This window comes from Pseudomonas sp. AK106, assembly GCF_053903055.1.
Genome location: NZ_CP096426.1, coordinates 2,680,736 through 2,705,604, shown reverse-complemented (window position 1 = coordinate 2,705,604; position 24,869 = coordinate 2,680,736). Strand labels below are relative to the sequence as shown.

At 61.2% G+C, this 24,869-nt stretch carries 21 protein-coding genes; 9 read left to right on the top strand and 12 right to left on the bottom strand.

What is annotated here, in order from left to right; all coding sequences use genetic code 11:
* Nucleotides 1-3: 3 nt before the first annotated feature.
* The 3 genes from M1E04_RS12185 to M1E04_RS12175 all read right to left on the bottom strand — a co-directional run bounded on the left by M1E04_RS12185 (nucleotide 4) and on the right by M1E04_RS12175 (nucleotide 4,927).
* Nucleotides 4-1,089, bottom strand: coding sequence for a cupin domain-containing protein (locus M1E04_RS12185; protein ID WP_456293080.1), 1,086 nt, complete (start codon nucleotides 1,087-1,089; stop codon nucleotides 4-6).
* A 24-nt stretch (nucleotides 1,090-1,113) separates the two neighbouring features.
* Nucleotides 1,114-2,277 (bottom strand): ATP-grasp domain-containing protein, encoded by a 1,164-nt coding sequence (locus tag M1E04_RS12180; protein ID WP_456293079.1) that lies wholly within the window; start codon nucleotides 2,275-2,277, stop codon nucleotides 1,114-1,116.
* Between the two features lie 1,054 nt (nucleotides 2,278-3,331).
* Nucleotides 3,332-4,927: a lactate dehydrogenase gene (locus M1E04_RS12175; protein ID WP_456293078.1), complete on the bottom strand. Its 1,596-nt coding sequence runs from the start codon at nucleotides 4,925-4,927 to the stop codon at nucleotides 3,332-3,334.
* Nucleotides 4,928-5,173: 246 nt separating this feature from the next.
* Here M1E04_RS12175 and M1E04_RS12170 point away from each other — a divergent pair, with 246 nt between their 5' ends.
* Together M1E04_RS12170 and tspO are read left to right on the top strand one after the other, a co-directional pair.
* Nucleotides 5,174-5,419: a hypothetical protein gene (locus M1E04_RS12170; protein ID WP_410930162.1), complete on the top strand. Its 246-nt coding sequence runs from the start codon at nucleotides 5,174-5,176 to the stop codon at nucleotides 5,417-5,419.
* Nucleotides 5,420-5,514: 95 nt separating this feature from the next.
* Nucleotides 5,515-5,955: a tryptophan-rich sensory protein TspO gene (gene tspO, locus M1E04_RS12165; RefSeq protein WP_065990573.1), complete on the top strand. Its 441-nt coding sequence runs from the start codon at nucleotides 5,515-5,517 to the stop codon at nucleotides 5,953-5,955.
* Between the two features lie 6 nt (nucleotides 5,956-5,961).
* Here the strand turns inward: tspO and M1E04_RS12160 are convergent, their stop codons facing one another.
* A complete protein-coding gene (locus M1E04_RS12160; protein WP_456293077.1) occupies nucleotides 5,962-7,167 on the bottom strand; it encodes an MFS transporter in 1,206 nt (401 codons plus the stop codon).
* Nucleotides 7,168-7,272: 105 nt separating this feature from the next.
* Between M1E04_RS12160 and M1E04_RS12155 the strand changes: the two genes are divergently transcribed.
* Together M1E04_RS12155 and M1E04_RS12150 are read left to right on the top strand one after the other, a co-directional pair.
* Complete coding sequence (locus M1E04_RS12155) at nucleotides 7,273-7,821, top strand: TetR/AcrR family transcriptional regulator (RefSeq protein ID WP_074883200.1); 549 nt, start codon at nucleotides 7,273-7,275, stop codon at nucleotides 7,819-7,821.
* Between the two features lie 91 nt (nucleotides 7,822-7,912).
* Complete coding sequence (locus tag M1E04_RS12150) at nucleotides 7,913-9,196, top strand: leucine-rich repeat-containing protein kinase family protein (protein ID WP_456293076.1); 1,284 nt, start codon at nucleotides 7,913-7,915, stop codon at nucleotides 9,194-9,196.
* 384 nt (nucleotides 9,197-9,580) lie between these two features.
* Here the strand turns inward: M1E04_RS12150 and M1E04_RS12145 are convergent, their stop codons facing one another.
* From M1E04_RS12145 to M1E04_RS12120, 6 genes are all read right to left on the bottom strand, one after another.
* Complete coding sequence (locus M1E04_RS12145) at nucleotides 9,581-10,285, bottom strand: YebC/PmpR family DNA-binding transcriptional regulator (protein ID WP_065990568.1); 705 nt, start codon at nucleotides 10,283-10,285, stop codon at nucleotides 9,581-9,583.
* Nucleotides 10,286-10,478: 193 nt separating this feature from the next.
* On the bottom strand, nucleotides 10,479-11,252 hold the full coding sequence (locus M1E04_RS12140; protein WP_456293075.1) for an enoyl-CoA hydratase: 774 nt from the start codon (nucleotides 11,250-11,252) through the stop codon (nucleotides 10,479-10,481).
* Between the two features lie 85 nt (nucleotides 11,253-11,337).
* On the bottom strand, nucleotides 11,338-12,549 hold the full coding sequence (locus M1E04_RS12135) for an acetyl-CoA C-acyltransferase (RefSeq protein WP_456293074.1): 1,212 nt from the start codon (nucleotides 12,547-12,549) through the stop codon (nucleotides 11,338-11,340).
* A gap of 16 nt (nucleotides 12,550-12,565) precedes the next feature.
* The gene (locus M1E04_RS12130; RefSeq protein WP_296310062.1) at nucleotides 12,566-13,333 is read right to left on the bottom strand and encodes a 3-hydroxyacyl-CoA dehydrogenase; all 768 of its coding nucleotides are present in this window, start codon (nucleotides 13,331-13,333) and stop codon (nucleotides 12,566-12,568) included.
* 178 nt (nucleotides 13,334-13,511) lie between these two features.
* Nucleotides 13,512-14,195 carry a TetR/AcrR family transcriptional regulator gene (locus M1E04_RS12125; protein WP_192131804.1) on the bottom strand — a complete coding sequence of 228 codons (684 nt, stop codon included), beginning with the start codon at nucleotides 14,193-14,195 and terminating at the stop codon, nucleotides 13,512-13,514.
* 88 nt (nucleotides 14,196-14,283) lie between these two features.
* A complete protein-coding gene (locus tag M1E04_RS12120; protein WP_456293073.1) occupies nucleotides 14,284-16,233 on the bottom strand; it encodes a bifunctional sugar phosphate isomerase/epimerase/4-hydroxyphenylpyruvate dioxygenase family protein in 1,950 nt (649 codons plus the stop codon).
* A gap of 265 nt (nucleotides 16,234-16,498) precedes the next feature.
* On the opposite strand from M1E04_RS12120, the gene M1E04_RS12115 reads away from it, so the two are divergent.
* Nucleotides 16,499-17,776, top strand: a complete 1,278-nt coding sequence (locus M1E04_RS12115; RefSeq protein WP_192132000.1) for an MFS transporter — start codon at nucleotides 16,499-16,501, stop codon at nucleotides 17,774-17,776.
* Nucleotides 17,777-17,787: 11 nt separating this feature from the next.
* Here the strand turns inward: M1E04_RS12115 and M1E04_RS12110 are convergent, their stop codons facing one another.
* Nucleotides 17,788-18,675, bottom strand: a complete 888-nt coding sequence (locus M1E04_RS12110; protein WP_065990546.1) for a DMT family transporter — start codon at nucleotides 18,673-18,675, stop codon at nucleotides 17,788-17,790.
* A gap of 222 nt (nucleotides 18,676-18,897) precedes the next feature.
* On the opposite strand from M1E04_RS12110, the gene M1E04_RS12105 reads away from it, so the two are divergent.
* Nucleotides 18,898-19,809 (top strand): LysR family transcriptional regulator, encoded by a 912-nt coding sequence (locus M1E04_RS12105; RefSeq protein ID WP_065990540.1) that lies wholly within the window; start codon nucleotides 18,898-18,900, stop codon nucleotides 19,807-19,809.
* A gap of 139 nt (nucleotides 19,810-19,948) precedes the next feature.
* The gene (locus tag M1E04_RS12100; protein WP_456293072.1) at nucleotides 19,949-20,713 is read left to right on the top strand and encodes a 2-keto-4-pentenoate hydratase; all 765 of its coding nucleotides are present in this window, start codon (nucleotides 19,949-19,951) and stop codon (nucleotides 20,711-20,713) included.
* 475 nt (nucleotides 20,714-21,188) lie between these two features.
* On the opposite strand, the gene M1E04_RS12095 is transcribed toward M1E04_RS12100, so the two are convergent.
* Nucleotides 21,189-22,097, bottom strand: coding sequence for a LysR family transcriptional regulator (locus M1E04_RS12095; RefSeq protein WP_410933510.1), 909 nt, complete (start codon nucleotides 22,095-22,097; stop codon nucleotides 21,189-21,191).
* Between the two features lie 108 nt (nucleotides 22,098-22,205).
* Here M1E04_RS12095 and gcl point away from each other — a divergent pair, with 108 nt between their 5' ends.
* Together gcl and hyi are read left to right on the top strand one after the other, a co-directional pair.
* A complete protein-coding gene (gcl, locus tag M1E04_RS12090; RefSeq protein ID WP_456293071.1) occupies nucleotides 22,206-23,981 on the top strand; it encodes a glyoxylate carboligase in 1,776 nt (591 codons plus the stop codon).
* A 50-nt stretch (nucleotides 23,982-24,031) separates the two neighbouring features.
* Nucleotides 24,032-24,814, top strand: coding sequence for a hydroxypyruvate isomerase (gene hyi, locus M1E04_RS12085; RefSeq protein WP_456293070.1), 783 nt, complete (start codon nucleotides 24,032-24,034; stop codon nucleotides 24,812-24,814).
* Nucleotides 24,815-24,869 lie beyond the last annotated feature (55 nt).

Here is a 24,869-nt window from a genome sequence, read left to right as displayed (position 1 = left end):
GGATCAGCTATATACCGGCACTGGTTGAAGAGCGGTAGGTGTTGCGCGCATCAGGTGATCCGAACAGGCGATATCGGCGAATCGATCGCACAGCAGGATGATCATGTTCCAACCCTCGCTCAGGGTTTCACGCAGCTCTTCTATTTCCGTTGGCGACGCCTGGTTCAACAGTTCCACGCCCATGCTGACGTGGCTCCCATCATCTTCACCGTGTTCCTGGAAGTGAGGCATGCTGGCGAATACCCTAGCGGCCTCGCTATGAAATATCTCACCGCTGCCTTCCAGCACTACATGCATCAACAGCGTCTTGACCATGTCGCTTTTGTAGAGCATCTGATGCCTGAACCATTCCATGATGGAATGAAAGGCGGCATCCGATACCGGCGAATGGTGGGTATCACGCTGATTGCGCAGGTTGTTGTTATGCCCTAGTTCTTCCACCAAATGTTCAATGGCGATTTTCTTGTGCGCAGGATCACGGGTCATCGCCACTCGGATATGCAGCAGGTCTTGAAACATGTCTGACCAGGTCTGCAGGCAATCGAGAAGTTTTTCGCGCACGTCGGGTTGATCGATCAAAGGCGAATTGACCAGCGACAACAGTCGGCTGATCTTAAAGCGTTCCAGATAAACCTCGTTATCGCGCATCAGCGCATCGGCGGGCTTCGCAGTATCTTTTTCCTGAGGTTTGAAGACGACGTTCGGTCGTGTGGTGTCTTCGTACAGGGCCTTGCCATTAAATTGGATGGACAGCGCCCAGAAACCCTCTAGAGTGCCTTTGAAACCATGCAATGAATGTGGCCGCACCAACACCATATCACCAGCTTCTATACCGCGTTCGGTCGCCCCCAGGGTCATCCCGGTACCGTCACAAATTAGAATCAGGCTCGCTTCGGGATGTTGATGAACCGACAGTTCCTGATCCTTCTCGAGCCGAACCCAACTAATAGCCAGCTCACTTTGGGACGGAATGAACTCAGCAAGCGCAGGATGCTGGGAGAGTATCTTTACAACGCCCAAATCGTGAGAGGTGCCATTCACCATAACGCTGTTGAGGGTTTCGATATCGTTGCGGGAAATGACTTCCATATCTGCTGCTCCATTTGTTAATAGTTAGCGTGCAAAACTTAGTTGATTCAGACGGTCGATAGCGGTGTAAAACTTTTTTCGGTCATGGCTGGCGATAACCACCAGTCCGACTTTGTCATCATTGGTGTGTGGCCTAACCAGCGGTGGATTGGCCTCGCCCATGACCAGCCTGATAATATCCACTTCCCGCAAGCAGTCCTTGAGAAGATCTGTATCCAGCGGCTCGTAAAAAAGATGAGAGCCAGCGAATTCGTAATGTACCGATTGTTCTAAACTGCTTTTTTCTACGGCACGGCTGTGGAACTGCAATGTTTCCCTGAACAGGTCAACGCCTGTCGTGAGTTCAACCAGCAGCCCAATGTAATCGCCACCCACTCGATTATTGATCTCTATCAGATGAAAATGCCCATCCGCGATGGTGACCTCAATATGGCAAGGACCGTGTGTATGGTTGATAGCCGTTAATAAGCGCTCACAATAACGACTCAGTTGCTTGAACGTGTCGCCGTCGAGATTGTCTGGCGAGATAATGTGCTGCTCTTCTGCAAGGGATGTTTGGTACAGCTGTTTGTTGGTGACCGCCAGGACACGGTGTTGCGAATCGATGGTCAGCGTTTCGACGCTCACTTCCCGACCTTTCAGAAACTCTTCCGCCAGCATGACAAAATTTTCTTGAGGCAGTTCTTCTAGCGTACGCCGTAGAGACACTGGGTCTTTAACGATGAAGACGTTTTCGCTCCCGGAACCTTTCGGGTCTTTCAGGACGATTGCGCCTGCGTGGCGGCTGAAAAAACGTTCGACGTCGGCGCGTGTTCGGCAGGTTTCACTATTGACAGCGAATTCGGTATTTTCAAGTCTGGTGCGCATCAAGGCCTTATCGATGCACGTTTCGCATGTGTCGAAATCCATGCCTGCAATCGCATAACGCTGGCTGGCGCGTGCCGCCGGCAGCAAACCGTCTTCGGTAAATGAAAAAATAAAATCAACGGGTTGAGTCGTTAAGATTTCATCCATTTTTTCGAGCACGGTGGCTTCGGAGAAATCACTGACAAGGTGAATCTTATCGGTCAGTGCCTTGAGGTTGGGACCCACGGAGTCAGCCAGTTGCAAGACGGTGAAATCAAAACCTAAGCCACCATAGTGCATAAAGGTTTCATCATGCCCGCCGATCATCACGATATTCTTCATATATACCTTCAATAGATCGCTCGCCCCAGAAGGGTCGAGCGTGCAAGGAATAGTGGTTACGCCCGTTAACGGCGCGCAGTTAATTGATGCGTCGATACAGATTCATATTGGCAAATAACGCCTGCGCGTATCGGCGACGATAACGAACGACTACAGGTACGCGCACAATATGAAAATTATGTGGTAGGTTTTTTTGATTGTATCGAGCGATCATCAGCCGACGAGGAATTGGCAGATGCCGAGGGCATAATGATAAATATCGTTTTAACCGTGTTGAGCGGAAAAAGATGAGGCGAGGAGTGATCTGAATGAAAATGGAGCGGAAAAGTACACGCACTCATAGCGGCGGTATAAAACATGACAATCCTTTGTGCATTTATATTTTATTGCCTGCAATGAGCAGGATCCTACCTGACGACTGATAATTTCACGGTCGTTTCTAAATGTCAACACAGTAAAAGATTTGAAGGTTATTGCTGGGGGGGCCAGACAGGATCAAGCGGTAAGTCGACACATCTGCAAGGATCAATTGCCCGCAGACAAGGAACGTCCCCGTCACGATTCCCAGGTTCAGCGCCTGCAACTCATATACGCCATGTGCAGCAGAACCTCTTGGTCAGGCGGGGCGATCTGAACCGACTGAACCGCGACTATAGCGACTATAGCGACTGGTCACCGAGGCAGAAACGCTACAAAAGGATCCGCCAGCCCCGCGACAGATGCTGCACCAATCACTATATATGCGGAATTTGAATTCTGAACGGTGCTCAGCGCACACTGGCTAATGCGGCTAGAGGTATATTCCCCGACTCTCCTTTATCTCGGCATCCCCTCTAGTGATCAACGGCATCAAAATGCAGGACCGGCTGTAGTGGAACGACCTCGGTAGTCATACTGCAATATTGCGGGTGTTCATGCCGGCCTCTTCCCCGCTGAACCCGGTTTGCCAAGACATCGCGTGCGCTCAGTGAAATGGGTGCGAACTCGACTGCAGGACCGGCTTCAGCCGGGAAAGCGCCGGATGGCGCGCTGCGAAACCGAGGGTGTACCGCTATCAGCCGTTCAGCTTCGACGGATCACTCTGCAACAGGACCTTGGCATGAATCCCGGCCAGGGTGTCTTTCAGGGTCGACGTGCCACGGCCCTGCTTCGCCTCTTTGTCCTGTTGCAAAGCCTGCTGCAGCACGCTGAGGAAATTCTGGGTCTTGGAGGTGGAGATCGGCGTGTGAGTGTCTTTTTCCAGGCGGCCCATCACGTACTTGGCAATGCGCGTCGACTGGCTGGCCGACTGGCTCAGCGTCGCATCGACCAGTTCGCCTTTTTTATAGCCAATGCTGGCTTTGCTGCTGGCCTGATCGCTGACCTGGTAATACAGGTAGTTCTGGCTCGCGGGATCGGTGCTCAACGACAGCTTCTGCCCGCCTGGCAGGGGCTTGTGATAACTGGCGGTGAGCTGAAATTGCTGGTCCTGGACGATGGTCCGGTTCATCTGGTCGCGTCCTTTGGACTGGGTCGTCTGCGACAGGGTGTAGGCGAAGGTGTCCAGTTCGCCGGGGCGTGCCGGGTTGCCTTCGACGCTCTTCTCGCTGACCGAGGCGCTGAAGTCGCCGAGGCCGGTCAACAGGCCGTGGTCGGTGTCGGTCAGTTCGATCGAATTGACCGTCTGCGGCGCTGTAGACACGCGGGTGTCAGGGTAATTGGAGTGCAGCGTTTTGAACGCGTCCTCGAACATCGACAGCAGCTGCGCGTCGCCGTCACCGCGTTTGCGCGCCGACTCGATCTGGCTGACATAGCCGTCCAGCGCTTTCGCCTGCTGAGCACTGTCACCCCGAATGGCCGCGTTTTTCAGATCCACCGACAGCTCAAGATTCCCCAGCGCGCCACTCATGCGCACCGAACGCTGGTCGGCATCGGCGTGCAGTTCAAGGGTCTGGGCGCTGCCGTCTTCGAGTTTCAAACTGGTTTTCAAATCAACGGAGGCAAAGGCCTTCGAATCGAAATGGGTCAAGGCGTCGAGCTTCAGGGTCGGCGGTTTGGCCGTCAGGCCGTCGATGGCCGACTGAAAACCGTCCGCCATGGCATTCAGCGCGTTGAGCTCGTCGTCGCTGAGGTCGCCCCCGCTCACCTGGGCCTGCACCGCCAGACCGTCGTCCTGACTGGAAAGGCTCAGCTCGATGGTTTTACCGCTGGCGGTTTTCAGCGTCAGGCTGATGCTGTTGGCCGGATGACTGTGCAGGCGGTCCTGGGCGGCAGCGAGCTCTGCAGGCTCCAATGCTTTGCCGGTCGTCGAGCGCAGCACCGATTGGGAAATGTTCTGGCCGGTCTGCGCCAATTGACTGAGCAGCGTCGCGCCCAGGCCCTGGAAGCGACCGGCTGTGGCGGAAGTGCTGAAATTGCCCATCATCGCCAGCGAGACCTTGTCCTGCCGGGTGTACTCCCAGGCGGGCGGTACGTTGGCATCAGGCATCAGGCCACGGACGTTGTAGACCAACGGGGCGCTGACCTTGTCGTCCTGGCCGAGCATGACGACGGACGACGGCGTGGCGCTGGTGGTGGCAGCAGCGGCGTTGTCATTCAGCGCGACGGTGGCCGCCGGTTTGACCACTGGCATCAACTGGGCGGATGAGGTGACCGAAGCAATCGCTGACATGGCACTTCCCTGTTCAAGTGAGTAATAGACTTCTTGAACAGGGTGTCGGCGCGGGCTTTTGTAACTTGAGCGATACAAACATGGGGCAGTCCGTTAAAAGCGATTACGGCAAGGGCTGCCATTTCACTATTTTGTTTCCGCTGGTGGGATCTGCGCCGTAACTCGGCCACAATACGCCCCGATCCCAGGCGCCAGGGCTTTATGCCTTTCGGTTCGCCGCACAACCCGCCACCCCAGGACTGAGCAATGCCCCAAGAGCGAATCGCTGCACTTCGGCTTCCCAAACCCATCCAGGGTGCGATTGACGATCTGGTGCGCGCGTTGAATGCCGCCACCACCAAGGAAGACCTCGAACGCGAGGCCTCCATGGAAATCAGTTTCATCCTCAGCCTGGAGACCAGCCGACGTCTTCGCCCGGCCGATGTAGAAACGCTGTACATGATCTTCGACGACGCCGTGCAAGAACGCCTCAGCCAATTGGGTCAAGACTGATCTGCACGCGCGCCGGATTTTTCCGGCGCATAAGCATCCAATGCCGAGACGGCCCCACGGCCCGCACTTCGAATGCTTTCAGCAAAGGACCCCCCATGACGTTTTACATCTTCCTCATCGCTTGCGCCGCGGCGGCCAGCACCGGCATCATTTTCAAACCGGGCAGCTGGTATGAATCGCTGCAAAAGCCACGCTTCACCCCGCCCAACTGGCTGTTTCCGGTGGCCTGGACGACGATTTATCTGCTGCTGGCCTGGGCCGGTTATCGCCTGACCCTGATCCCCGGCAGCGAAACCGTGCTGGCGTTATGGGCCGCTCAGATTGCCTTGAATACCCTGTGGACGCCGGTGTTCTTCGGCGCCCACCGCATCATGGCGGGCCTGATCATCATTTCGCTGCTGTGGCTGGTGGTAGCCGCCATGGTCGTGCTGGGGATCCAGCTGGACCTCATCACCGGGCTGATCCTGTTCCCGTACCTGGTCTGGCTGACCGTCGCTTCGGCGCTGAATTTTTCGATTCTGCGTCATAACCGGTAACACGGCTCAGGCGGCCCTGGCCCGGCCGGCCTGCTGAATCAGCAGACCGGCCAGCGCCGACACCGCCAGCAAGACTACGACCCCGCCGTAGACATTGGTGGTGGTCACCAAGCCCGCCGTCTTGATCGACACGCCGGCCAGCAGCGCCGGAATGCAGAACGCCAGATAACTCAAAGCCAGAAAGGCCGCCATCAATGCGCCCCGTTCGTGGGCTTGGGCCAGGGGCAGCAACAGCCTCAGGGCGCCGAGAAAACTCGCACCGAAGCCGATCCCCGCCACCACCGCGCCGGTGAAGAACAGCCACAACCAGCCCAGATTCACCGCCGCCAGAATCACTGAAACCCCGATTGCCAGAAAACTGCAGCCCACCAACAAGGCCAGCCGGGGCGCGCGCAAACGCAGGTTATGAATCGAAATCGCACCACTGATGGTCAGCGCTGCCACGGCAAAGCCGCCGTTGAGCACTGAGGTCGAGCCGGTCGCAGCAGTCAGCAGCGACGGTGCGAGGGACAGGAAAAATCCGCCCAGCGCCCAGGCGGCGATGTCCGCCGGCAGCACCAGCAGCAATGTCCCCCTGGCCTGTGCAGGTACGGCGAGCCGCGGTCGCAGGGTTTTCAGCACGCCCGGCTGCGGGGTCACCGTTTCAGCGACCCGCAACAGATACACCGCCTGACCCGCGAACGCCGCGAGGAGCAAGCCATAGGCCAGGCCCATGGGCAGCGGCGCGTACTGCACCAACGCACTGGTGCCGAGCGCCCCCAGTGCCATGCCGAACATCGGTGTGATGCTGTTGAGCAACGGCCCCTGCTGCGCATCGCTGTCGAGCATCGCGGCGCCCAACGCGCTGGTGGCAATGCCGGTCGCCACGCCCTGCAGCACCCGCGCAACGATCAGCCAACTGACGTCGGTGGCGGCGATGAACAGCAGCATCGCGACGATCTCCAGCAGCAGCCCGATGAATATCACCGGGCGTCGGCCGAGGTAATCCGACAGCGAGCCGAACACCAGCAGCGTCGCCAGCAGGCTCATGGCGTAAACGGCGAAAATCACCGTCAACAATACCGATGAGAAGCCCCACGCCTGTTGATAGAGGTGGTAAAGCGGCGTGGGCGCGCTGGACGCGGCGAAGAAACACAGCAGCACGAAAGCCAGAAAACCCAAGTGGCTCCGCCCCCGACCATCGACTTGCGGGTTCTGCAAAGAATCAGACACGAGTACACTCTCCCGAAAAAGCACGCCACAAAAGCTATTAATTAGCGTTAGGAGTGTGCGAGCAGCGTCTGCTTAAAGCAAATACTTTGTGTTAGGGTCCGCAGCATGGCTATCAAAGAAGGCATTCGCACCGGCGGCCGCAGTGCCCGGGTGCAGACATCGATTCACGCAGCCGTTCGCGATCTGCTCCAGGAGCAGGAGCGTTCAGCCCTCAGCGTGCCCATGATTGCAGCCCGTGCCGGTGTCACGCCGTCCACCATCTACCGGCGCTGGGGCGACTTGACCTCACTGCTGGCCGATGCCGCTGTCGAGCGTCTGCGCCCCGACGAGCCGGTGGATTGCGGCAACCTGCGCGATGACCTGCGCACCTGGGTCGAGGTCTACCTCGAAGAGACCAACTCGGCGCCCGGCCGCGAGATGATGCGCGACGTGGTCTCCAGCAGCGCGACCCTGTGCTCGGGCAAGTGCCTGAACATGGTTCGCGATCAGCTGCAGATCATCATCGACCGCGCCCGGGACCGCGGCGAACAGAGTCCTTCGGCTGATGAACTGGTGGATGCCGTTGTCGCGCCCATGGTCTACCGCATTCTGTACGCCGAATCGGCGCCGTCCCTTGAGCGCATGCACCAGTTGCTGGATCGCTGCCTGAGCTGAGCCTCTGCCCATGGTGCTTGCGGCCAAGCGAGCACAGGGCGCGACGACTGGGTATCATGGGCGCCCATTGACCACAGGCGCCCTTCCCCCCATGCACACCCTTGCAGACCTGCGTGCCGGCAAACTGGCAGGCATCACGCGGCTCAATCTCAGCGCAGACCTCGGCGAATTCCCTGAGGAGATTTTCAGCCTCGCCGATTCACTGGAAGTGCTGGACCTCAGCGGCAACCGGCTGACCGAATTGCCCGCCGACCTGCACCGGCTCAAGCGCCTGAAAATCCTGTTCTGCTCCAACAACCCGTTTACCCGCCTGCCGGAATGCCTGGGCCAGTGCGAGCAGCTGTTCTTCGTCGGTTTCAAGGCCTGCAAGATCGCTGATGTCCCGGCCATCGCATTGCCGCCCTCGCTGCGCTCGCTGGTGCTGACCGACAACCGCATCGAGACTCTGCCTGAAGCCATCGGCGACTGTGCGCAGCTGCAGAAGCTGATGCTCGCGGGTAACCGGCTGCGGCAATTGCCGGCATCACTGGCCCGCTGTCAGCGCCTGGAGCTGGTACGGATCGCGGTCAACGATTTCCATGAACTGCCGCGCTGGCTGCTGGAAATGCCCGCGCTGGCCTGGTTGGCGTTTGCCGGCAACCCGCTGAACGACATCCATACCGAAGAGCCGATCCGGCAGATTCCGTGGCCGCAACTGGCGCTGCAACAGGTGCTGGGCGAAGGCGCTTCAGGGGTGATTCAACAGGCGCAGTGGCGCGCGGATGCCGACGCGTCGGCGCTGGACGTTGCCGTGAAGCTGTACAAAGGTGATGTCACCAGCGACGGCTCGCCGTTGAACGAGATGCAGGCTTGCATTGCAGCCGGGCGGCATGCTCACCTGATTCCCGTGCTCGGGCAGATTCAGGATCACCCGCAGGGCGCTCGCGGTCTGGTGATGGAGCTGATTTCGCCGTCATTCGTGACCCTAGCGCGTCCTCCGACCCTGGAATCCTGCACCCGTGACACCTATGGCGGCACCCGGCTGAGCGTTTCGACCGTAAAGCGCATGGCCGCCGGGATCGCCGCAGCGTGCGCACATTTGCATGCCCACGGCATCAACCACGGCGATCTGTACGCCCACAACATCCTCTGGAACGAGGGTGGGGACAGCCTCCTGGGGGATTTCGGCGCAGCGGCGTTCTATCCGGATGAAGAAACGGGACAAAGGCTGGAACGCGTTGAAGTGCGGGCGTTCGGGATATTGCTGGGCGAATTGCTGGACGGTTGCGCAGAGAGCGATGCGCAGACTGCCCAGCTGCGAGAGCTGGAGCGGCGTTGCGTGCAGGCGGATGTGATGCAGCGGCCCGGATTTGCCGAGATTGTGCAGCAGTGTTGAACGCTGGCGTTTTGCAGTGCGGCCTCTGACGCATTCCCGGCTAAAGCCGGTCCCACTAAGCCTGCGGTGTGTCAGCGGGACTCAATCCAGAGGACGCCGCACAACTGTAGGACCGGCTTCAGCCGGGAAGAGGCCAGCATGGACACCGTCGATTTAGCGGTACGCCCACCGACGCCTTCCCGGCTAAAGCCGGTCCTACGATGTGCTCGCGATGATTCAGTAGGACCGGTTTCAGCCGGGAAGAGACCAGCATGGACACCGTCGATTTAGCGGTATGCCCACCGACGCCTTCCCGGCTAAAGCCGGTCCTACCATGTGTTCGGGATCATTCAGTGGGACCGAGTTCAGTCAGTTGGCCCAGCCAGCCAGTTGGCCCAGCCAGCGTTAGCCTGCCAAACCCACGTAGACGTTTTGCACGTCATCGTGGCTGTCGATCGCTTCGAGGAAGGCTTCGACCTCGGCCATCTGCTCTTCGCTCAGGCCTTCAACCGGGTTTTTCGGGCGGTAGCCGATCTTGGCGGACTCGACGGTGAAGCCGAACTCAGGCAGCGCCTTGCACACGGCGTCGAGGTCGGTGGTGTCGGTGTAAAACGTTGCAACGCCTTCGTCGCCCTGTTCAACGTCTTGAGCACCGGCTTCGATGGCGGCTTCGTCGGCGTCTGCATCGTCTTTGGCGGCGACGGCGTCAATCATGCCCAGGTGGTCGAAATCCCAGGTGATCGAACCCTCGGCACCCAGCTGGCCCTTGCGGAACAGCACGCGGATCTCGGACACGGTACGGTTGATGTTGTCAGTCAGGCACTCGACGATGACCGGGACTTTGTGCGGGGCGAAGCCTTCGTAGGTCAATTTTTCGAAGTGCACGTGCTCGCCGAGCAAACCGGCGCCTTTCTTGATGGCGCGTTCCAGGGTCTCGCGGGGCATGGAGGCTTTCTTGGCCTGCTCGACCACCAGTCGCAGGCGCGCGTTCATGTCGGGGTCAGGGCCGGAGCGCGCGGCAATCATGATTTCCTTGGACAGCTTGCCGAAAATACGCCCCTTGGCGTTGGCTGCCGCTTCTTTGTGTTTGACCTTCCACTGTGCGCCCATGATTGCTCTCTTGTTCCGGTGGCGATGAATCGCTCGGATCCGACGTGTCTTGCACGCCGGGCCCATGACGATAAACGCTGAAAATAGGGTGATCGATAATGACAGGCCGGGGGGTGAACCGCGGCGACCGGCGCATTTTATACACGCTGGCGCCAGAAGACACCCCTGAGACGCGCCGGCGCCCTGACCTGGATCAGCGATGCTTGAACACCGGCTCGCGCTTCTCGATGAACGCCGCCATGCCTTCCTTCTGGTCCTCGCTGGCAAACGCCGCATGGAACACCCGGCGTTCGAAACGAATCCCTTCGGCCAGGCTGACCTCAAAGGCGCGGTTCACGCTTTCCTTGACCATCATGGCTGCCGGCAGCGACTTCGCCGCGATACCGGCCGCGACGTTCATTGCCTCATCCAGCAGTTGGTCCTGCGGCACGATCCGCGCCACCAACCCGGCCCGCTCCGCTTCGACGGCGTCGATCAGGCGCCCGGTCAGGCACATTTCCATGGCCTTGGCCTTGCCCACCGCCCGGGTCAGACGCTGGGTGCCGCCCATGCCGGGCAGTACGCCCAGCTTGATTTCCGGCTGACCGAAGCGCGCGTTGTCGGCCGCCAGAATGAAGTCGCACATCAGCGCCAGTTCGCAGCCCCCACCGAGGGCAAACCCCGAGACGGCGGCGATGATCGGTTTGCGGCGATTGGCCACCCGATCGCTGTCGCTAAACAGGTCATCCAGATAGATCTGCGGGTATTTCAGCTCGGCCATCTCCTTGATATCAGCCCCGGCGGCAAACGCTTTTGCCGAGCCGGTCAGAACAATGCAGCCGATGCCGTGATCGCCCTCCAGCTCGTCGAGGGCGTGGTTGAGTTCGCTGATGAGCTGCGCATTCAAGGCGTTAAGCGCCTCTGGGCGATTGAGGGTCAAGAGTGCAACCCTACCTCGAACCTCTTTGAAGATAGTCATGTAATTCATTGTTTTATCGACCTTTTGTTATCGCGGAAGACAGTCAGCGGCTATCGTAGATTTAAGATGCGAAGTGCAGTACAAGACTTTGATATTAAAGAATAAGCTCAACGGCCATCGCGGTCGCTTCGCCGCCGCCGATGCAAATGGCTGCGACCCCTCGCTTAAGACCCCGCTGCTTCAACGCCGACAGCAACGTCACCAGAATTCTCGCCCCTGATGCGCCAATGGGATGGCCCAATGCGCAGGCGCCGCCATGCACGTTGACCTTGTGATGGGGCAGTTCCAGGCGGGCCATGGTGACAAGCGCGACGACCGCGAACGCTTCGTTGATCTCGAACAGGTCCACGTCTGCCAGGGACCAGCCGGTCTTGCTCATCAGCTTGTCGATGGCGCCTACCGGTGCGGTCGGAAATAACCCCGGCTCATTGGCATAAGCGGCGTGGCCATGGATGACCGCCAACGGCGTGATCCCACGTCGTTGTGCTTCGGACTGGCGCATCAGGGTCAGGGCTGCAGCGCCGTCGGAGATCGAGCTTGAGTTGGCTGCTGTCACGGTGCCGCCTTCGCGGAACGCCGGTTTGAGCAGCGGGATCTTGTCCAGCTTCGCTTTGGGTGGCTGCTCGTCCTGGCGAATGGTTTTGCGCTCCTTGCCCACCGTGACCTCCACCGGGACGATTTCAGCGTCGAACCCGCCGCGCGTCATGGCTTCCTGCGCCCGGGTCAGCGAGGCGACCGCAAAACCGTCCTGGGCCTCCCGACTGAAATTTTCCAGCCCGGCGCACTCCTCGGCGAAGGTGCCCATCAGTCGACCACGGTCGTAGGCATCTTCAAGGCCGTCGAGAAACATGTGGTCGATGATCTGGCCGTGGCCCATGCGGTAACCGCTGCGGGCCTTCTCCAGCAAATACGGCGCGTTGGACATGCTCTCCATGCCACCGGCGATGACCACATCGGCACTGCCGGCCAGCAGCATGTCGTGGCCGAGGATGGCCGCCTGCATGCCCGACCCGCACATCTTGTTCAAGGTGGTGCAGGTCGTGGCGTCGCTGAGCCCGGCGCCCAATGCCGCCTGACGCGCAGGCGCCTGGCCCAGCCCGGCCGGCAACACACAACCGAACAGCACTTCGTCGACCTGCGCTGCATCAATGCCCGCGCGCTCAACCGCGGCGCGGATTGCAGCGGCGCCCAATTGCGGCGCAGTCAGGCTTTTGAGATCACCCTGAAAGGCGCCCATGGGCGTGCGCGCAGCACTCACGATTACCACAGGGTCGTCGTTCAACGTCTGACGTTTGTTCAAAGACATGATGGAATTTCCTCGATTAGCGAGCCGCCATGCGCAAGGCGCCGTCCAGACGGATCACCTCGCCGTTGAGCATGCTGTTTTCGATGATGTGGCGTGCCAGCGCGGCGTATTCCTCGGGCTTGCCCAGGCGTGGCGGGAATGGCACGCCGGCGGACAGGCTCTCGCGCACCTGGGGGGTCATGCCGGCCATCATCGGCGTTTCGAAAATGCCCGGGGCGATGGTCATGACGCGGATGCCGTAACGCGCCAGTTCACGGGCGGCGGGCAGGGTCAGGCTGACAATGGCGCCCTTGGAGGCCGCATACGCCGCCTGGCCGATCTGGCCGTCATAGGCGGCGACCGATGCGGTGTTGATGATGACGCCACGCTCGCCGCCGGCGTCGGCCGTGCTTTCGGCGATGGCCACGGCAGCGAGGCGCAGCAGGTTGAAGCTGCCGATGAGGTTGACGTTGATCACCCGGCTGAAACTGTCGAGGCCGTGGGGGCCTTCTTTGCCAAGGATTTTCTCGGCGCCGACGATGCCGGCGCAGTTGATGACGCCATTGATCTGGCCAAACGCACTGAGCGCCGCATCCACTGCGGCCTGAACGTCGCTCTCCCGGGTGATGTCGCTGACGCTGGCCCGGGCCTTGCCGCCCAGTTTTTCCACGTGCGCCGCGAGCGCCTCGGCGTTGACGTCCACCAGCATCACGCTGGCCCCGGCGTCGATGAGCATCTGTGCGCTGGCCGCACCCAGCCCGGACGCGCCGCCACTGACCAGGAATACCTTGCCGTCGATCTGCATGATTGTGTCGTCCTTACACTTTTATTGTTGGAGGGGCGAAATACTCCGCTCTGCCGCGTGGATGGGCAATAGTCAAAGCGCGCAGAACGCGTGGTGGTTTTGGCCAGTGGCGATCAGCGCAGACTGGCGTCGCGGCATCGTTCGGGTCTTCAGGCCGGCGTGGCGTTGAACTCGCCCGTCACGGCAGCAGGTAACGCATCACCGAATCACAGATCATCGCTTTCTGCCGCGCCTTGACCCCTTCGTCCTCCAGGTCGATCTGGAAAATCTCGGCAAACGTGTGACGGTTGGACACGCGGTAGAAACAGAACGAGCTCATCAGCATGTGCAGGTCCACGGCCTGTACGCCTGGCCGGAAAACGCCGGCCTGCTCACCGCGCCGCAAGGTTTCGTCCAGCGCCTGCAAGACATTCCGGCTCAGCTCGCGGATGGTCGCGGACTGTTTGACGTTGGCGCCGTTGTGGATGTTTTCGATGCAGACGATGCGCACGAAATCGACGTTGCGGTCGTGGTGATCGAAGGTGAATTCCACCAGCCGCCTGATCGCTGCTTCCGGTGCGAGCACGTCCAGGTCAAGGCTGCTTTCCGTGGTGCGGATGTCGCCGTAAAGTTTCTCCAGCACCTCGGTGTACAGCTGCTCTTTGCTGTTGAAGTAGTAATAGATCATCCGCTTGGAGGTTTGCGTGCGCTCGGCAATCGCATCGACGCGTGCGCCGGAGAGGCCCTGGGCGACGAACTCGGCGACGGCCGCCTGAAGGATGCCGTCACGGGTTTTTTCCGGATTGTTCTTGCGGGACTTGCGCGGCGACTGAGCGCGTTCATCTGGGCGCGCTTCGGCGAGGCTGTCGTCAACGGTTTTCATGCGGGGCTCACGACCACGGTGGAATCGCGGGATTATGGGCCGCACCGGTGCGTTACGGAAGCGGCTCGTCACGAAGCGCCATGGGCGATCACGCCCGTGCCGAGCCGCTGCGGGCCCGGGCCACCGCCGCCAGGCGTACCGCGGCGTTTGCCTCGCCATTACCCGCATAGCCGTTGCTGCGCTGGAGGATTTCAAAGAAAAAACGCTCGTCGAACGCTTGAGTATAGGCGTGAAACAGCTCGCCACCGTCGGCGTCACGGTCATACAGCACGTGGTGCTGCGCCAGTTTGTCGAGGAACCCGTCGTCGAAACCGAAGCGCGCTCCCAGGTCGTCGTAGTAGTTCTGGGGAATATCCAGCCACTGCACGCCTGCCGCTTCGGCGCGGGCGACCTGGACAAAGATGTCGTCGCAGGCAAAGGCGACGTGATCAACGCCTGCGCCGCCGTGGCTCGCCAACCCGCGGGCGATGGCCGTGTCGCCATGATCCGGGGTGTTCAGCGACAGGCGCACGGTGCCGCAACGGCTGCGCAGCGCCCGGGTTTTCACCAGCCCGTAAGGGTCGGGCAGCAGCGCATCGGCATCGGCATCGGCCTCGAAATCCAGCACGGCTTTGTAGAACAGCACCGCGCTGTCGAGCCTGTCGGCAGGCAAGGCCATGGCAACGTGATCGATGCGCTGCAAACCGCTTGGCGTGAAGGGTTGCGGGCTCAGGGTAAAGTCGCTGTCCCAGCTCGATTGCCCCGGTGCGGCGGCCTCAATCAGATACATCAGGCTGCCGTCCGGCGCGCGCACTGCCGGGACCGCTCGACCATCAGGGCCCACCGGGCCGTCATGGGTATCGGCACTGAGCTGACTCGCCCGCTCCAGCGCAGCAGCGCTGTCGTTCACCCGCAACGCCATGGCGCGCAGCGACGCGCCGGGAGTTTCGAGGGCGGAGTTCATGAAAGAAGGGGCAGCGAAAGAAGCCGCAGCGGAAGGCATCGGAGGTGAGGAGAGGCGCTCGGCGTTCAACAGGATCTTGATATCGCCCTGCCCCAGCAGGGTCACGGCTTTGCTGCGGTGCTGACCCAAGGTGCCTAACCCCAGGCCATGCAGCCAGCTGCCCAGCCGTGCACCCTGGGCATCGTCCACGGCGAACTCGATAAACGCCACGCCGTTGCAGGCGCTGGGCGCCGGCGGATGGAACAACAATGACGGTGCAGCGGGTTGAGACTGCTGCTCCAGCAGCGCGCGGGTTTGCTCCTCCAGGTGCAGCAACGAACGCAGGCCATCGGCGGCGTTGGCCCGAGTGGGTGCGGCGCGAAACACGTCATTGAAAATCTCCAGCGACAGCGGGCCGGTGTAACCGCTGCGCAGGACCGCCGCGAGGAAACCCGCGCAATCGAATTCGCCCTGCCCCGGGAAACACCGGAAATGCCGACTCCACTCCAGCACGCCCATGTTCAGCAGCGGCGCGTCGGCCATTTGCACGAAGAAGATCTTGTCGCCGGGAATCTGCGCAATCCCGCTCGGATCTCCCTTGAGCGACAGCGTGTGAAAACTGTCGAGCAGCACACCGAGGGCCGGATGGTCGACCTGCCGGACCAGATCCCAGACCTGCTGCCAGGTGTTGACGTGACGTCCCCATGCCAGGCCCTCATAGCCCACCCGCAGTTGACGCGCACCTGCCCGCTCGGCGATCAACCCAAGGTCATCGAGCAGTACGTTTCGCTCGCCCAGTGAGTCGCTGGCGGTGTTGCTGCAGACCAGCACCAGGTCAGTGCCGAGTGCCTGCATCAGGTCGAATTTGCGTTCGGCGCGGTCGAGGTTGCGCTGCAGGTGCTCGCGGCGACAGCCTTCGAAGTCACTGAACGGTTGAAACAGGGTGATAGCGATGCCCAGATCTGCGCACAGCTGCCGCACCTGACGCGGGCTGCCGTTGTGATTGAGCAAGTCGTTTTCAAAGATTTCTACGCCATCGAAACCTGCTGCAGCAATGGCTTCGAGCTTTTCCGGCAGGGTGCCGCTCAAGGAAACAGTGGCGATCGAGCGCTGCATGCGGGGGGAATCTCCTGAATAATCACATGGCCACCTGGCGTCGATGAGGCTCGAACCTGTCGGGCGTTCGTGGGATTATTCGCGCCGTTGGACACGACATCAAATGAAATGAACCATACGGTTAGTTGTATGACGCTTTGCAGGGCCACTGCCCTGGCCGCGCGGACACCACCATAACAATTTCAAAACAGGCTTGATGCTTATGCGTTCCCCTTCTGCTTCGCCTGCCCCGGTCGCCTCCCGCCCTGCGCCGCCCCATGCCGGCATGAACGACAAGATTCGCGGCGCCCTGGCCGTCGGCAAAACCCGTTGGGGCATGCTGGCACTGGTGTTCTTCGCCACCACCCTGAACTACATCGACCGCGCGGCACTGGGCGTCATGCAGCCGATTCTGGCGGAGCAGATGAGCTGGACGGCGATGGATTACGCCAACATCAACTTCTGGTTTCAGGTCGGTTACGCCATCGGTTTTCTGCTGCAGGGGCGTTTCATTGATCGGGTCGGCGTCAAGCGCGCGTTCTTCCTCGCGGTGCTGCTGTGGAGTCTCGCCACGGGCGCCCACGGTCTGGCGACATCAGCGGCGGGCTTCATGGTCTGCCGGTTTATTCTGGGCCTGACCGAAGCCGCCAATTACCCGGCCTGCGTCAAGGTCACCCGTGTGTGGTTCCCGGCTGGAGAACGCGCCGTGGCCACCGGCATTTTCAACGCCGGCACCAACGTCGGCGCGATGGTCACGCCTGCCTTGTTGCCGCTCATCCTGACCGTGTGGGGCTGGCAGGCGGCGTTTATCTGCATGGGCTCGCTGGGGCTGGTCTGGGTCATCACCTGGCGGCTGACGTATTTCAATCCCCACGACCATCCGACGGTACGTGCCAGCGAGCGAGCCTACATCGACAGCGATGCCGACCCTGAAACGGAGCCTGAAGGGGAAAAGGTACCGCTCTCGCGCATCCTGAAAATGCGCGGCACGTGGGCCTTTGCCCTCGCCTACGCCCTCACCGCGCCGGTGTTCTGGTTTTACCTGTACTGGCTGCCGCCGTTTCTGAATCAGCAATACAACCTCGGCATCAGCGTGACGCAGATGGGCATCCCGCTGATGCTGATCTGGCTGACCGCCGACTTCGGCAGTGTCGGGGGCGGGATCCTGTCTTCGTGGCTGATCGGCCGGGGCATGCGGCCGATGACCGCACGCTTTCTGTCGATGCTGGTGTTCGCGCTGACGATCATTGGCGTGGTGTTCGCCGCCAACGCCAGCGGTCTGTGGGTGGCCGTCACGGCGATCGCCCTGGCGGTGGGTGCGCATCAGGCCTGGACGGCGAACATCTGGAGCCTGGTCATGGATTACACGCCCCGGCACATGATCAGCACGGTGTTCGGCTTCGGCGGCATGTGCGCGGCCATCGGCGGCATGTTCATGACGCAAATCGTCGGCGCGGTCCTCACCGCGACGCACAATAACTACAGCGTGCTGTTCACCCTGATCCCGGTGATGTACTTCATTGCGTTGATCTGGATGTATTTCATGGCGCCGCGCAGGTCATGAACCCGCCGTCGTCAACCGCCCTTCTTGCGCTGCTGCCACGCCGCCGCCAGGCCGCTGAGGCAGATGATCGCGATGCCGGCCTGGGCGACAAGGGATGGCGAATGGTTGAACACGATGTAGCCCCACAAGCCGGCGAAGACGATCTGACAGTACCCGAACGGCGCCAGCATGGCCGGTGCAGCGAAGCGGAAGGCCTGGGTCAGCATCAGGTGCGCAACCATGCCGCAGGTGCCCAGCGCCAGCATGAACGGAATGTGCTTCCACTCCGGTGACTGCCAGAAGAACGGCACGATGGCGCTCATCAACAGGCTGTTGAACAGACCGGCGAAGAAGTTGCTGGTGGTCGGGCTGTCGTGGGCCGCGACCAGACGGGTCAGCAACTGGTAGCAGGCGAAGCAGAACGCCGAGCCCAGCGGCAGTAACACCGCCGGCCGAAACAGCTCGCCGCCGGGGTGCACGATCACCAGTACCCCGCTGAAACCCACCAGCACCGCGATCCATTGACCGCGACTGACCGTCTCTTTGAGCAGCGGCACCGACAAGGCCGTCACCAGCAGCGGCGCGAGAAAGTTGACCGCCGTCGCTTCGGCGATCGGGATGAACATCAGGCCACTGGTGAACAACAAGCTTGTGCCCAGCAGGCACACCGCGCGCAACGCCTGCAGCCCCGGGCGCTTGGTACGTAGCACGCGCAGGCCCGCCGAGGGCATGAAAATGCACGCCATCAGCCCGGTGTGCACCACATAGCGCACCCAGACCACCATCATGATCGGGTAGATGCCGGAGAGGTATTTGGACAGCGTGTCATGACTGGAAAACAGAAAGGTCGCAAACAGAATCAGTGCGATGCCCTTCAATGGCTGGTTGACGCCGGAGAGCGGCGTGCTGGTGGTGCTCATCTGCGTTCCTTTGGCCGTGCGTGAATGCGGGTCTGTCCCTTGCCGTGTCGAGCGCCGGCTTTCGTTCGAGGCGTCCAGCGTCAGCAAGAATATAGAAGGCGTCGCCGGAGCACCAAGCAAACATGACCGCCCGGGTGTTTTTCTGACCGTCTGGATCAGGCCTTTCCGCTTGCCCGGATTTGCCGCAGACTGCCGCTCTCGTTGACTCGGAACGGACGCTCAGTGGACCGCATTCAGGAAATGACCCTTTTCGCCGCCGTTGCCGAAGGCCCCAGCTTCGCGGCGGTGTCGCGCAACCTGAACGTGTCCACGGCCACCGTCACCCGGGCCGTCGCGCAGCTGGAAGCACGGCTCGGCACCTTGCTGATCGTGCGCACCACCCGGCAGCTGCGCCTGACCGAAGCCGGCGTGCGTTTCGCCGACGATTGCCGGCGCTTGCTGGCCGATCTGCAGGAGGCCGAGAGCGCCGCCGCCGGCATCCATGGGACGCCGCGTGGGTTGCTGACCGTTACCGCGCCGCAAGTGTTCGGCGACCTGCACGTCACGCCGGTCATGACCGAGTACCTGAACCAGCATCCCCAGGTGCAGATCCGCGGCCTGTTAATGGACCGAATCGCCGGGCAGCTGGAAGAAGGCATCGACGTCTCGGTGCGCATCGGCGAGTTACCCGACTCGTCGATGACCGCCATTCAGGTCGGCAGCGTCCGGCGCATGGTCTGCGCCTCCCCCGCTTACCTCAAGGCCCATGGCACTCCCCGGCATCCCCACGAGCTCATCGAGCGCGAAACCGTTTCCGTGATGATTACCGGCCGCAGCCCCGCGTGGACCTTCCGCATCGACGGCCAGCACCAGGACGTGAAGGTGCAATCGCGGTTGGCAATGACCTCGTTCACGGCGTCCACTCATGCCGCCCTTGATGGCTGGGGCCTGACTCAGGTGCCGTCCTACCAGATTCGCCGACACCTGCAGGCGGGCACGTTGCGCGCCGTGCTCGAAGACTTCGAGGTCACGCCGATGCCGGTTTACGTGGTCTACGTCGAAGGCCGAAGAGGCTCATCCAAAGTGCGCTCGTTCGTTGATTTCTGCGTTCAGCGTCTGCGCGCGGACCTGGCGTACAGCGCCGGGCGAGTTTGAGTGCGGGCACAGGTCCGCAGCCCAGCCTCGGCCCACCGGCCGAAATAGGGTTAGAGTAGTCACGCTGGCTCCGCCGTCCCTCGCCTGACCGGCAACGGAATCGGGGCGCTTTCCATCAATTGTCTGAAGGAAGATCCGCGTGAATCCATCGTCTCACCCAGCGAACATTGCCCAATTGATCGTCGACGCCATGGGCGCCGGTCAGAAAATCACCGACATCCGCCCGGAGTACGTGCCCGCCGACGTGGCCGGTGCCTACGCGCTGCAACGCGAGATTCTGCGCCTGCGCGAGACCTCAGTGGGCGGCTGGAAGGTCGGCGCCAAATCGCCGACCGGGCCTATCAATGGCGCGCTGCTGCCGGACGACGGTATTTTTGCCAGCGGCAGCCAGGTGGAGTGCATCGACTATCCGTCGCCGATTCTGGAACTGGAGATCGCCTTTCGGCTGGGTCGCGAATTCGCTCCTCGCGATGAGGCGTATTCGGATGACGAAGTGCTGGGCAGCATCCAGACGATGGGCGCGACCATTGAAGTGGTGTCGAGCCGCTTTGACGCCTGGCCGAAGATCGAACCGCTGCTGGCGTTGGGCGACCTGCTCAACCACGGCGCGCTGATTGTTGGCGAATTTGTTGATTACGATGCCAGCTTCCCGTTTGTCGAGCCTGCGCTGAGCTTTACCTATGGCGACGAAGACATCGTGCCGGGGGACGGGGCGAATCCGGCCGGTGACCCTCGGCGCTTGCTGCCGTGGCTGGTCAATCACTACACGCAGAACGGGCTGAGCGTGACGCCGGAGATGGTGATCACGACCGGTTCCTATACCGGGATGTACAAGACCCGCGGGCCGGGTCTGGCGGTGGGCGAGATTCGCGGGCTGCCGGTGGTGTCGGTGGAGTTGATTTAGGTTCCTGGGTCGCCAATGGCAGGACCGGCTTCAGCCGGGAAGACGTCTGTGCATTCAACCTATCTTTAGCGCCAGTTACCGCCCCTTCCCGGCTGAAGCCGGTCCTACCAGAAATTTGCGTTACGGCACCTCGTTGCGTCGGGCGCGGAGTTGTAGGACCGGCTTTAGCCGGGAAGACGTCTGTGCATTCAACCTATCTTTAGCGCTAGTTACGGCCCCTTCCCGGCTGAAGCCGGTCCTACCAGAAATTTGCGTTACGGCACCTCGTTGCGTCGGGCGCGGAGTTGTAGGACCGGCTTCAGCCGGGAAGACGTCTGTGCATTCAACCTGTCTTTAGCGCCGGTTACGGCCCCTTCCCGGCGGAAGCCGGTCCTACCAGAAATTTGCGTTACGGCACCTCGTTGCGTCGGGCGCGGAGTTGTAGGACCGGCTTTAGCCGGGAAGCGTTTGATTGAGGTGCCAGGGGAATGACGGCTCACCCCTGCCGCCAATACCCCGGTCGGTTGTACACCTCTTTCAGAAACGCGATGAAAAACCGCACTTTCGCCGGCAGGTAATGCTGCTGCGGGTAAACGCCCTGGATGTCGTAACTGGGCAAGGCGAATTCATCCAGCACGGTGACCAGCGCGCCGCTCTCCACTGCGTTCTGAATCTCCCACGTCGAGCGCCAGCTCAGGCCCAGCCCGCGCTTGGCCCAGTCATACAACAGCTCGCCATCGTTGCAGTACAGATTGCCCGCGACCTTGATCGCCACCGGCCTGCCCTCGCGCTGGAAGGTCCAGCCGCGATGCTGCCCGCCCTGCAGGTTGAACGACAGGCAATTGTGCTGCGCCAGGTCCTCAAGCACCCGGGGGAATCCGTGCTCCGCGAAATAGGCCGGTGAGCCACAGACCACGCGTTTGTTGGCGTACAGCTTGATGGCGACGTAGTTGGGGTCGAGCACCTCGCCGATGCGGATGCTCATGTCATAACCCTCACGCACCAGATCCACCACGTTGTCAGTCAGGTTGAAGGACAGCTGCAAATCCGGAAACCGCGCCTGAAATTCCGGCGCATGGGGCGCGACGTGCTGGCGGCCAAACCCTGCCGGTGCCGAGACCACCAGATGCCCGCGCACGCTGCTTTCGTTCTCGCTGATGCTGGCGTCCAGTTCCTCGAATGATTGGAGCACCAGCTTGGCGTTCTCCAGGTACGACTCGCCCGCATCGGTCAGGGTCAGGCCCCGGGTCGAGCGATGAATCAGCTTCACGCCCAGCCGATCCTCCAGCGCACTCAGCCGCCGGCCCATGATCACCGGCGTCACGCCCTCCACCAGCGCAGCGGCGGCGAAACTGCCACGGGTGGCCACCAGGACGTAGCTGCGCAATTCCGTGTAGCGATCCATTCGATACTCCAGATACCGATAGAAGGGATAAAAACAGCCATTCACAAAACATCGGATTCAAATCAGGCTGTTTACGTACAAAAACTATCGAGTTCGGGAGACTAACAAATGACCGTCATGAGAGCCATCGAAGCCGCCGTTCTGGTGATGCGGCGCGAAGGCGTCGACACCGCCTTCGGAATTCCCGGCGCCGCGATCAACCCGCTGTACGCCGCCTTCAAGAAACTCGGCAGCATTGACCACGTGCTGGCGCGCCACGTCGAAGGCGCTTCGCACATGGCCGAGGGTTACACCCGTGCCATCGCCGGCAATATCGGCGTGTGCATCGGTACGTCGGGCCCGGCCGGCACCGACATGATCACCGGTCTCTATTCAGCCTCCGCCGACTCGATTCCGATTCTCTGCATCACCGGCCAGGCACCCCGTGCACGGATGCACAAGGAAGACTTCCAGGCCGTGGACATCGCCAGCATCGCAGCCCCGGTGGCCAAATGGGCAACCACCGTCATGGAACCCGGCCAGGTGCCGTATGTGTTCCAGAAAGCCTTCCAGTTGATGCGCAGCGGCCGGCCCGGCCCGGTATTGATCGACCTGCCCTTCGACGTGCAGATGGCCGAGATCGAATTCGACATCGACGCTTACGAACCGCTGCCGGTGGTCAAACCCCAGGCCAGCCGCAAGCAGATCGAAAAAGCCCTGGCGATGCTCAACGCGTCGGAGCGTCCGCTGATCGTCGCCGGTGGCGGCATTATCCACGCCGATGCGTCAGACGCGCTGGTGGAATTCGCCGAGCTGACCGGCATTCCGGTGATCCCGACGCTGATGGGCTGGGGCACGATCCCCGACGATCATCCGCAGATGGCCGGCATGGTCGGGCTGCAGACCTCCCACCGCTATGGCAACGCGACAATGCTGGCGTCCGATCTCGTCCTGGGCATCGGCAACCGCTGGGCCAACCGCCACACCGGCACCGTCTCGGTGTACAGCGAAGGGCGTACCTTCATCCACGTTGACATCGAGCCGACGCAGATCGGCCGCGTGCTGACGCCGGATCTGGGCATCGTTTCCGACGCCGGCGCAGCGCTGGCGATGTTCATCGAAGTGGCGCGCGAGTGGCACACCGCCGGCAAACTGAAGGACCGCAGCCACTGGCTCGCCAGCTGCCAGGAACGCAAGCGCACGCTGCAGCGCAAGACCCATTACGAGAACATCCCGGTCAAGCCCCAGCGCGTGTACGAGGAGATGAATCAGTACTTCGGCAAGGACACCTGCTACATCAGCACCATCGGCCTGTCGCAGATTGCCGGCGCGCAATTCCTCCACGTCTACAAGCCGCGTCACTGGATCAATTGCGGACAAGCCGGCCCCCTGGGCTGGACCCTTCCGGCGGCGCTGGGCGTGGTCAAGGCTGACCCGAATCGCCAGGTTGTCGCGCTGTCAGGGGACTACGACTTCCAGTTCATGATCGAAGAACTGGCCGTCGGTGCGCAGTTCAAGCTGCCGTACATCCATGTGGTGGTGAACAACTCCTACCTGGGCCTCATTCGTCAGGCCCAGCGCAACTTCGACATCGACTACTGCGTTCAGCTGGCGTTCGACAACATCAACGCGCCTGAGCTGGAAGGCTATGGCGTCGATCATGTTGCGGTTGCCGAAGGCCTGGGCTGCAAGGCGATCCGCGTGCTTGACCCGGCGCACCTGCAGGCCGCCTTCGCCGAGGCCACGAGGCTGATGCGGCAGCACCGCGTGCCGGTGGTGGTGGAGATCATTCTCGAGAGGGTCACCAACATTGCGATGGGCACCGAGATCAACGCTATCAACGAATTCGAGTCCCTGGCCGAAACCCGCGCCGACGCCCCTACCGCCATCAGCCTGCTGGATTGATCGCACCCGGTTATTCAAGAAACAGAGCCCAGCACAAGAAGGAGTACGTCATGCCACGTTTATGCGCCAACCTGTCGATGCTGTTCACCGAACTTGAGTTTCTGCACCGCTTCGAAGCCGCCGCCGACGCCGGTTTCAGGGGTGTCGAGTACCTGTTTCCCTATGACTTCAGCTCTGCGCAGATCAAGGCCGAGCTGGACCGCAACCGACTCACCCAAGTGCTGTTCAACCTGCCGGCCGGGGACTGGGGCAAGGGTGAGCGCGGCATCGCCTGTCACCCCGATCGGGTCGAGGAGTTTTACGCCGGCGTTGAGCTGGCGATCGCCTACGCCAAGGTCCTCGGCAACACCCAGATCAACTGCCTGGCGGGGATCAAGCCCCAGGGTTTCGACGACGGGCTGATCGAGAAGACTTTCGTCGACAACCTCAAGTACGCCGCCGACCGCCTGCAAGCCCAGGGCATCGATCTGGTCATGGAAATGATCAACACCCTGGACATCCCGGGGTTCTACCTGAACACCACCGCCCAGGCCCTGGCGATTCGCGAGAAGGTCGGCAGCCGCAATCTGTCGCTGCAATACGACATCTACCACATGCAAATCATGGAGGGCGACCTGGCCCGCACCCTCGAAAACCACCTGCCGGCGATCCGCCACGTGCAACTGGCGGACAACCCGGGCCGGCATGAACCGGGCACCGGCGAAATCAACTACGGCTTTCTGTTCAAGCACCTGGACCGGCTCGGCTATCGCGGCTGGATCGGCTGTGAATACACGCCGCTGACCACCACCGAAGCGGGGCTTGGGTGGCTGAAAACCCATAATTTGATCTGAAGTCAGCGGCAAGCTTCAAGCTTCACGCATTGCCAGCCGGACGAACGCAGTCAGG

Excerpts from the sequence above, each read along its gene's own strand:
- M1E04_RS12185 (WP_456293080.1), bottom strand. The coding sequence starts at position 1,089 with ATGGAAGTCATTTCCCGCAACGATATCGAAACCCTCAACAGCGTTATG.
- M1E04_RS12180 (WP_456293079.1), bottom strand. The coding sequence starts at position 2,277 with ATGAAGAATATCGTGATGATCGGCGGGCATGATGAAACCTTTATGCAC.
- M1E04_RS12175 (WP_456293078.1), bottom strand. The coding sequence starts at position 4,927 with ATGTCAGCGATTGCTTCGGTCACCTCATCCGCCCAGTTGATGCCAGTG.
- M1E04_RS12170 (WP_410930162.1), top strand. The coding sequence starts at position 5,174 with ATGCCCCAAGAGCGAATCGCTGCACTTCGGCTTCCCAAACCCATCCAG.
- tspO (WP_065990573.1), top strand. The coding sequence starts at position 5,515 with ATGACGTTTTACATCTTCCTCATCGCTTGCGCCGCGGCGGCCAGCACC.
- M1E04_RS12155 (WP_074883200.1), top strand. The coding sequence starts at position 7,273 with ATGGCTATCAAAGAAGGCATTCGCACCGGCGGCCGCAGTGCCCGGGTG.
- M1E04_RS12150 (WP_456293076.1), top strand. The coding sequence starts at position 7,913 with ATGCACACCCTTGCAGACCTGCGTGCCGGCAAACTGGCAGGCATCACG.
- M1E04_RS12145 (WP_065990568.1), bottom strand. The coding sequence starts at position 10,285 with ATGGGCGCACAGTGGAAGGTCAAACACAAAGAAGCGGCAGCCAACGCC.
- M1E04_RS12140 (WP_456293075.1), bottom strand. The coding sequence starts at position 11,252 with ATGAATTACATGACTATCTTCAAAGAGGTTCGAGGTAGGGTTGCACTC.
- M1E04_RS12135 (WP_456293074.1), bottom strand. The coding sequence starts at position 12,549 with ATGTCTTTGAACAAACGTCAGACGTTGAACGACGACCCTGTGGTAATC.
- M1E04_RS12130 (WP_296310062.1), bottom strand. The coding sequence starts at position 13,333 with ATGCAGATCGACGGCAAGGTATTCCTGGTCAGTGGCGGCGCGTCCGGG.
- M1E04_RS12125 (WP_192131804.1), bottom strand. The coding sequence starts at position 14,195 with ATGAAAACCGTTGACGACAGCCTCGCCGAAGCGCGCCCAGATGAACGC.
- M1E04_RS12120 (WP_456293073.1), bottom strand. The coding sequence starts at position 16,233 with ATGCAGCGCTCGATCGCCACTGTTTCCTTGAGCGGCACCCTGCCGGAA.
- M1E04_RS12115 (WP_192132000.1), top strand. The coding sequence starts at position 16,499 with ATGAACGACAAGATTCGCGGCGCCCTGGCCGTCGGCAAAACCCGTTGG.
- M1E04_RS12110 (WP_065990546.1), bottom strand. The coding sequence starts at position 18,675 with ATGAGCACCACCAGCACGCCGCTCTCCGGCGTCAACCAGCCATTGAAG.
- M1E04_RS12095 (WP_410933510.1), bottom strand. The coding sequence starts at position 22,097 with ATGGATCGCTACACGGAATTGCGCAGCTACGTCCTGGTGGCCACCCGT.
- gcl (WP_456293071.1), top strand. The coding sequence starts at position 22,206 with ATGACCGTCATGAGAGCCATCGAAGCCGCCGTTCTGGTGATGCGGCGC.
- hyi (WP_456293070.1), top strand. The coding sequence starts at position 24,032 with ATGCCACGTTTATGCGCCAACCTGTCGATGCTGTTCACCGAACTTGAG.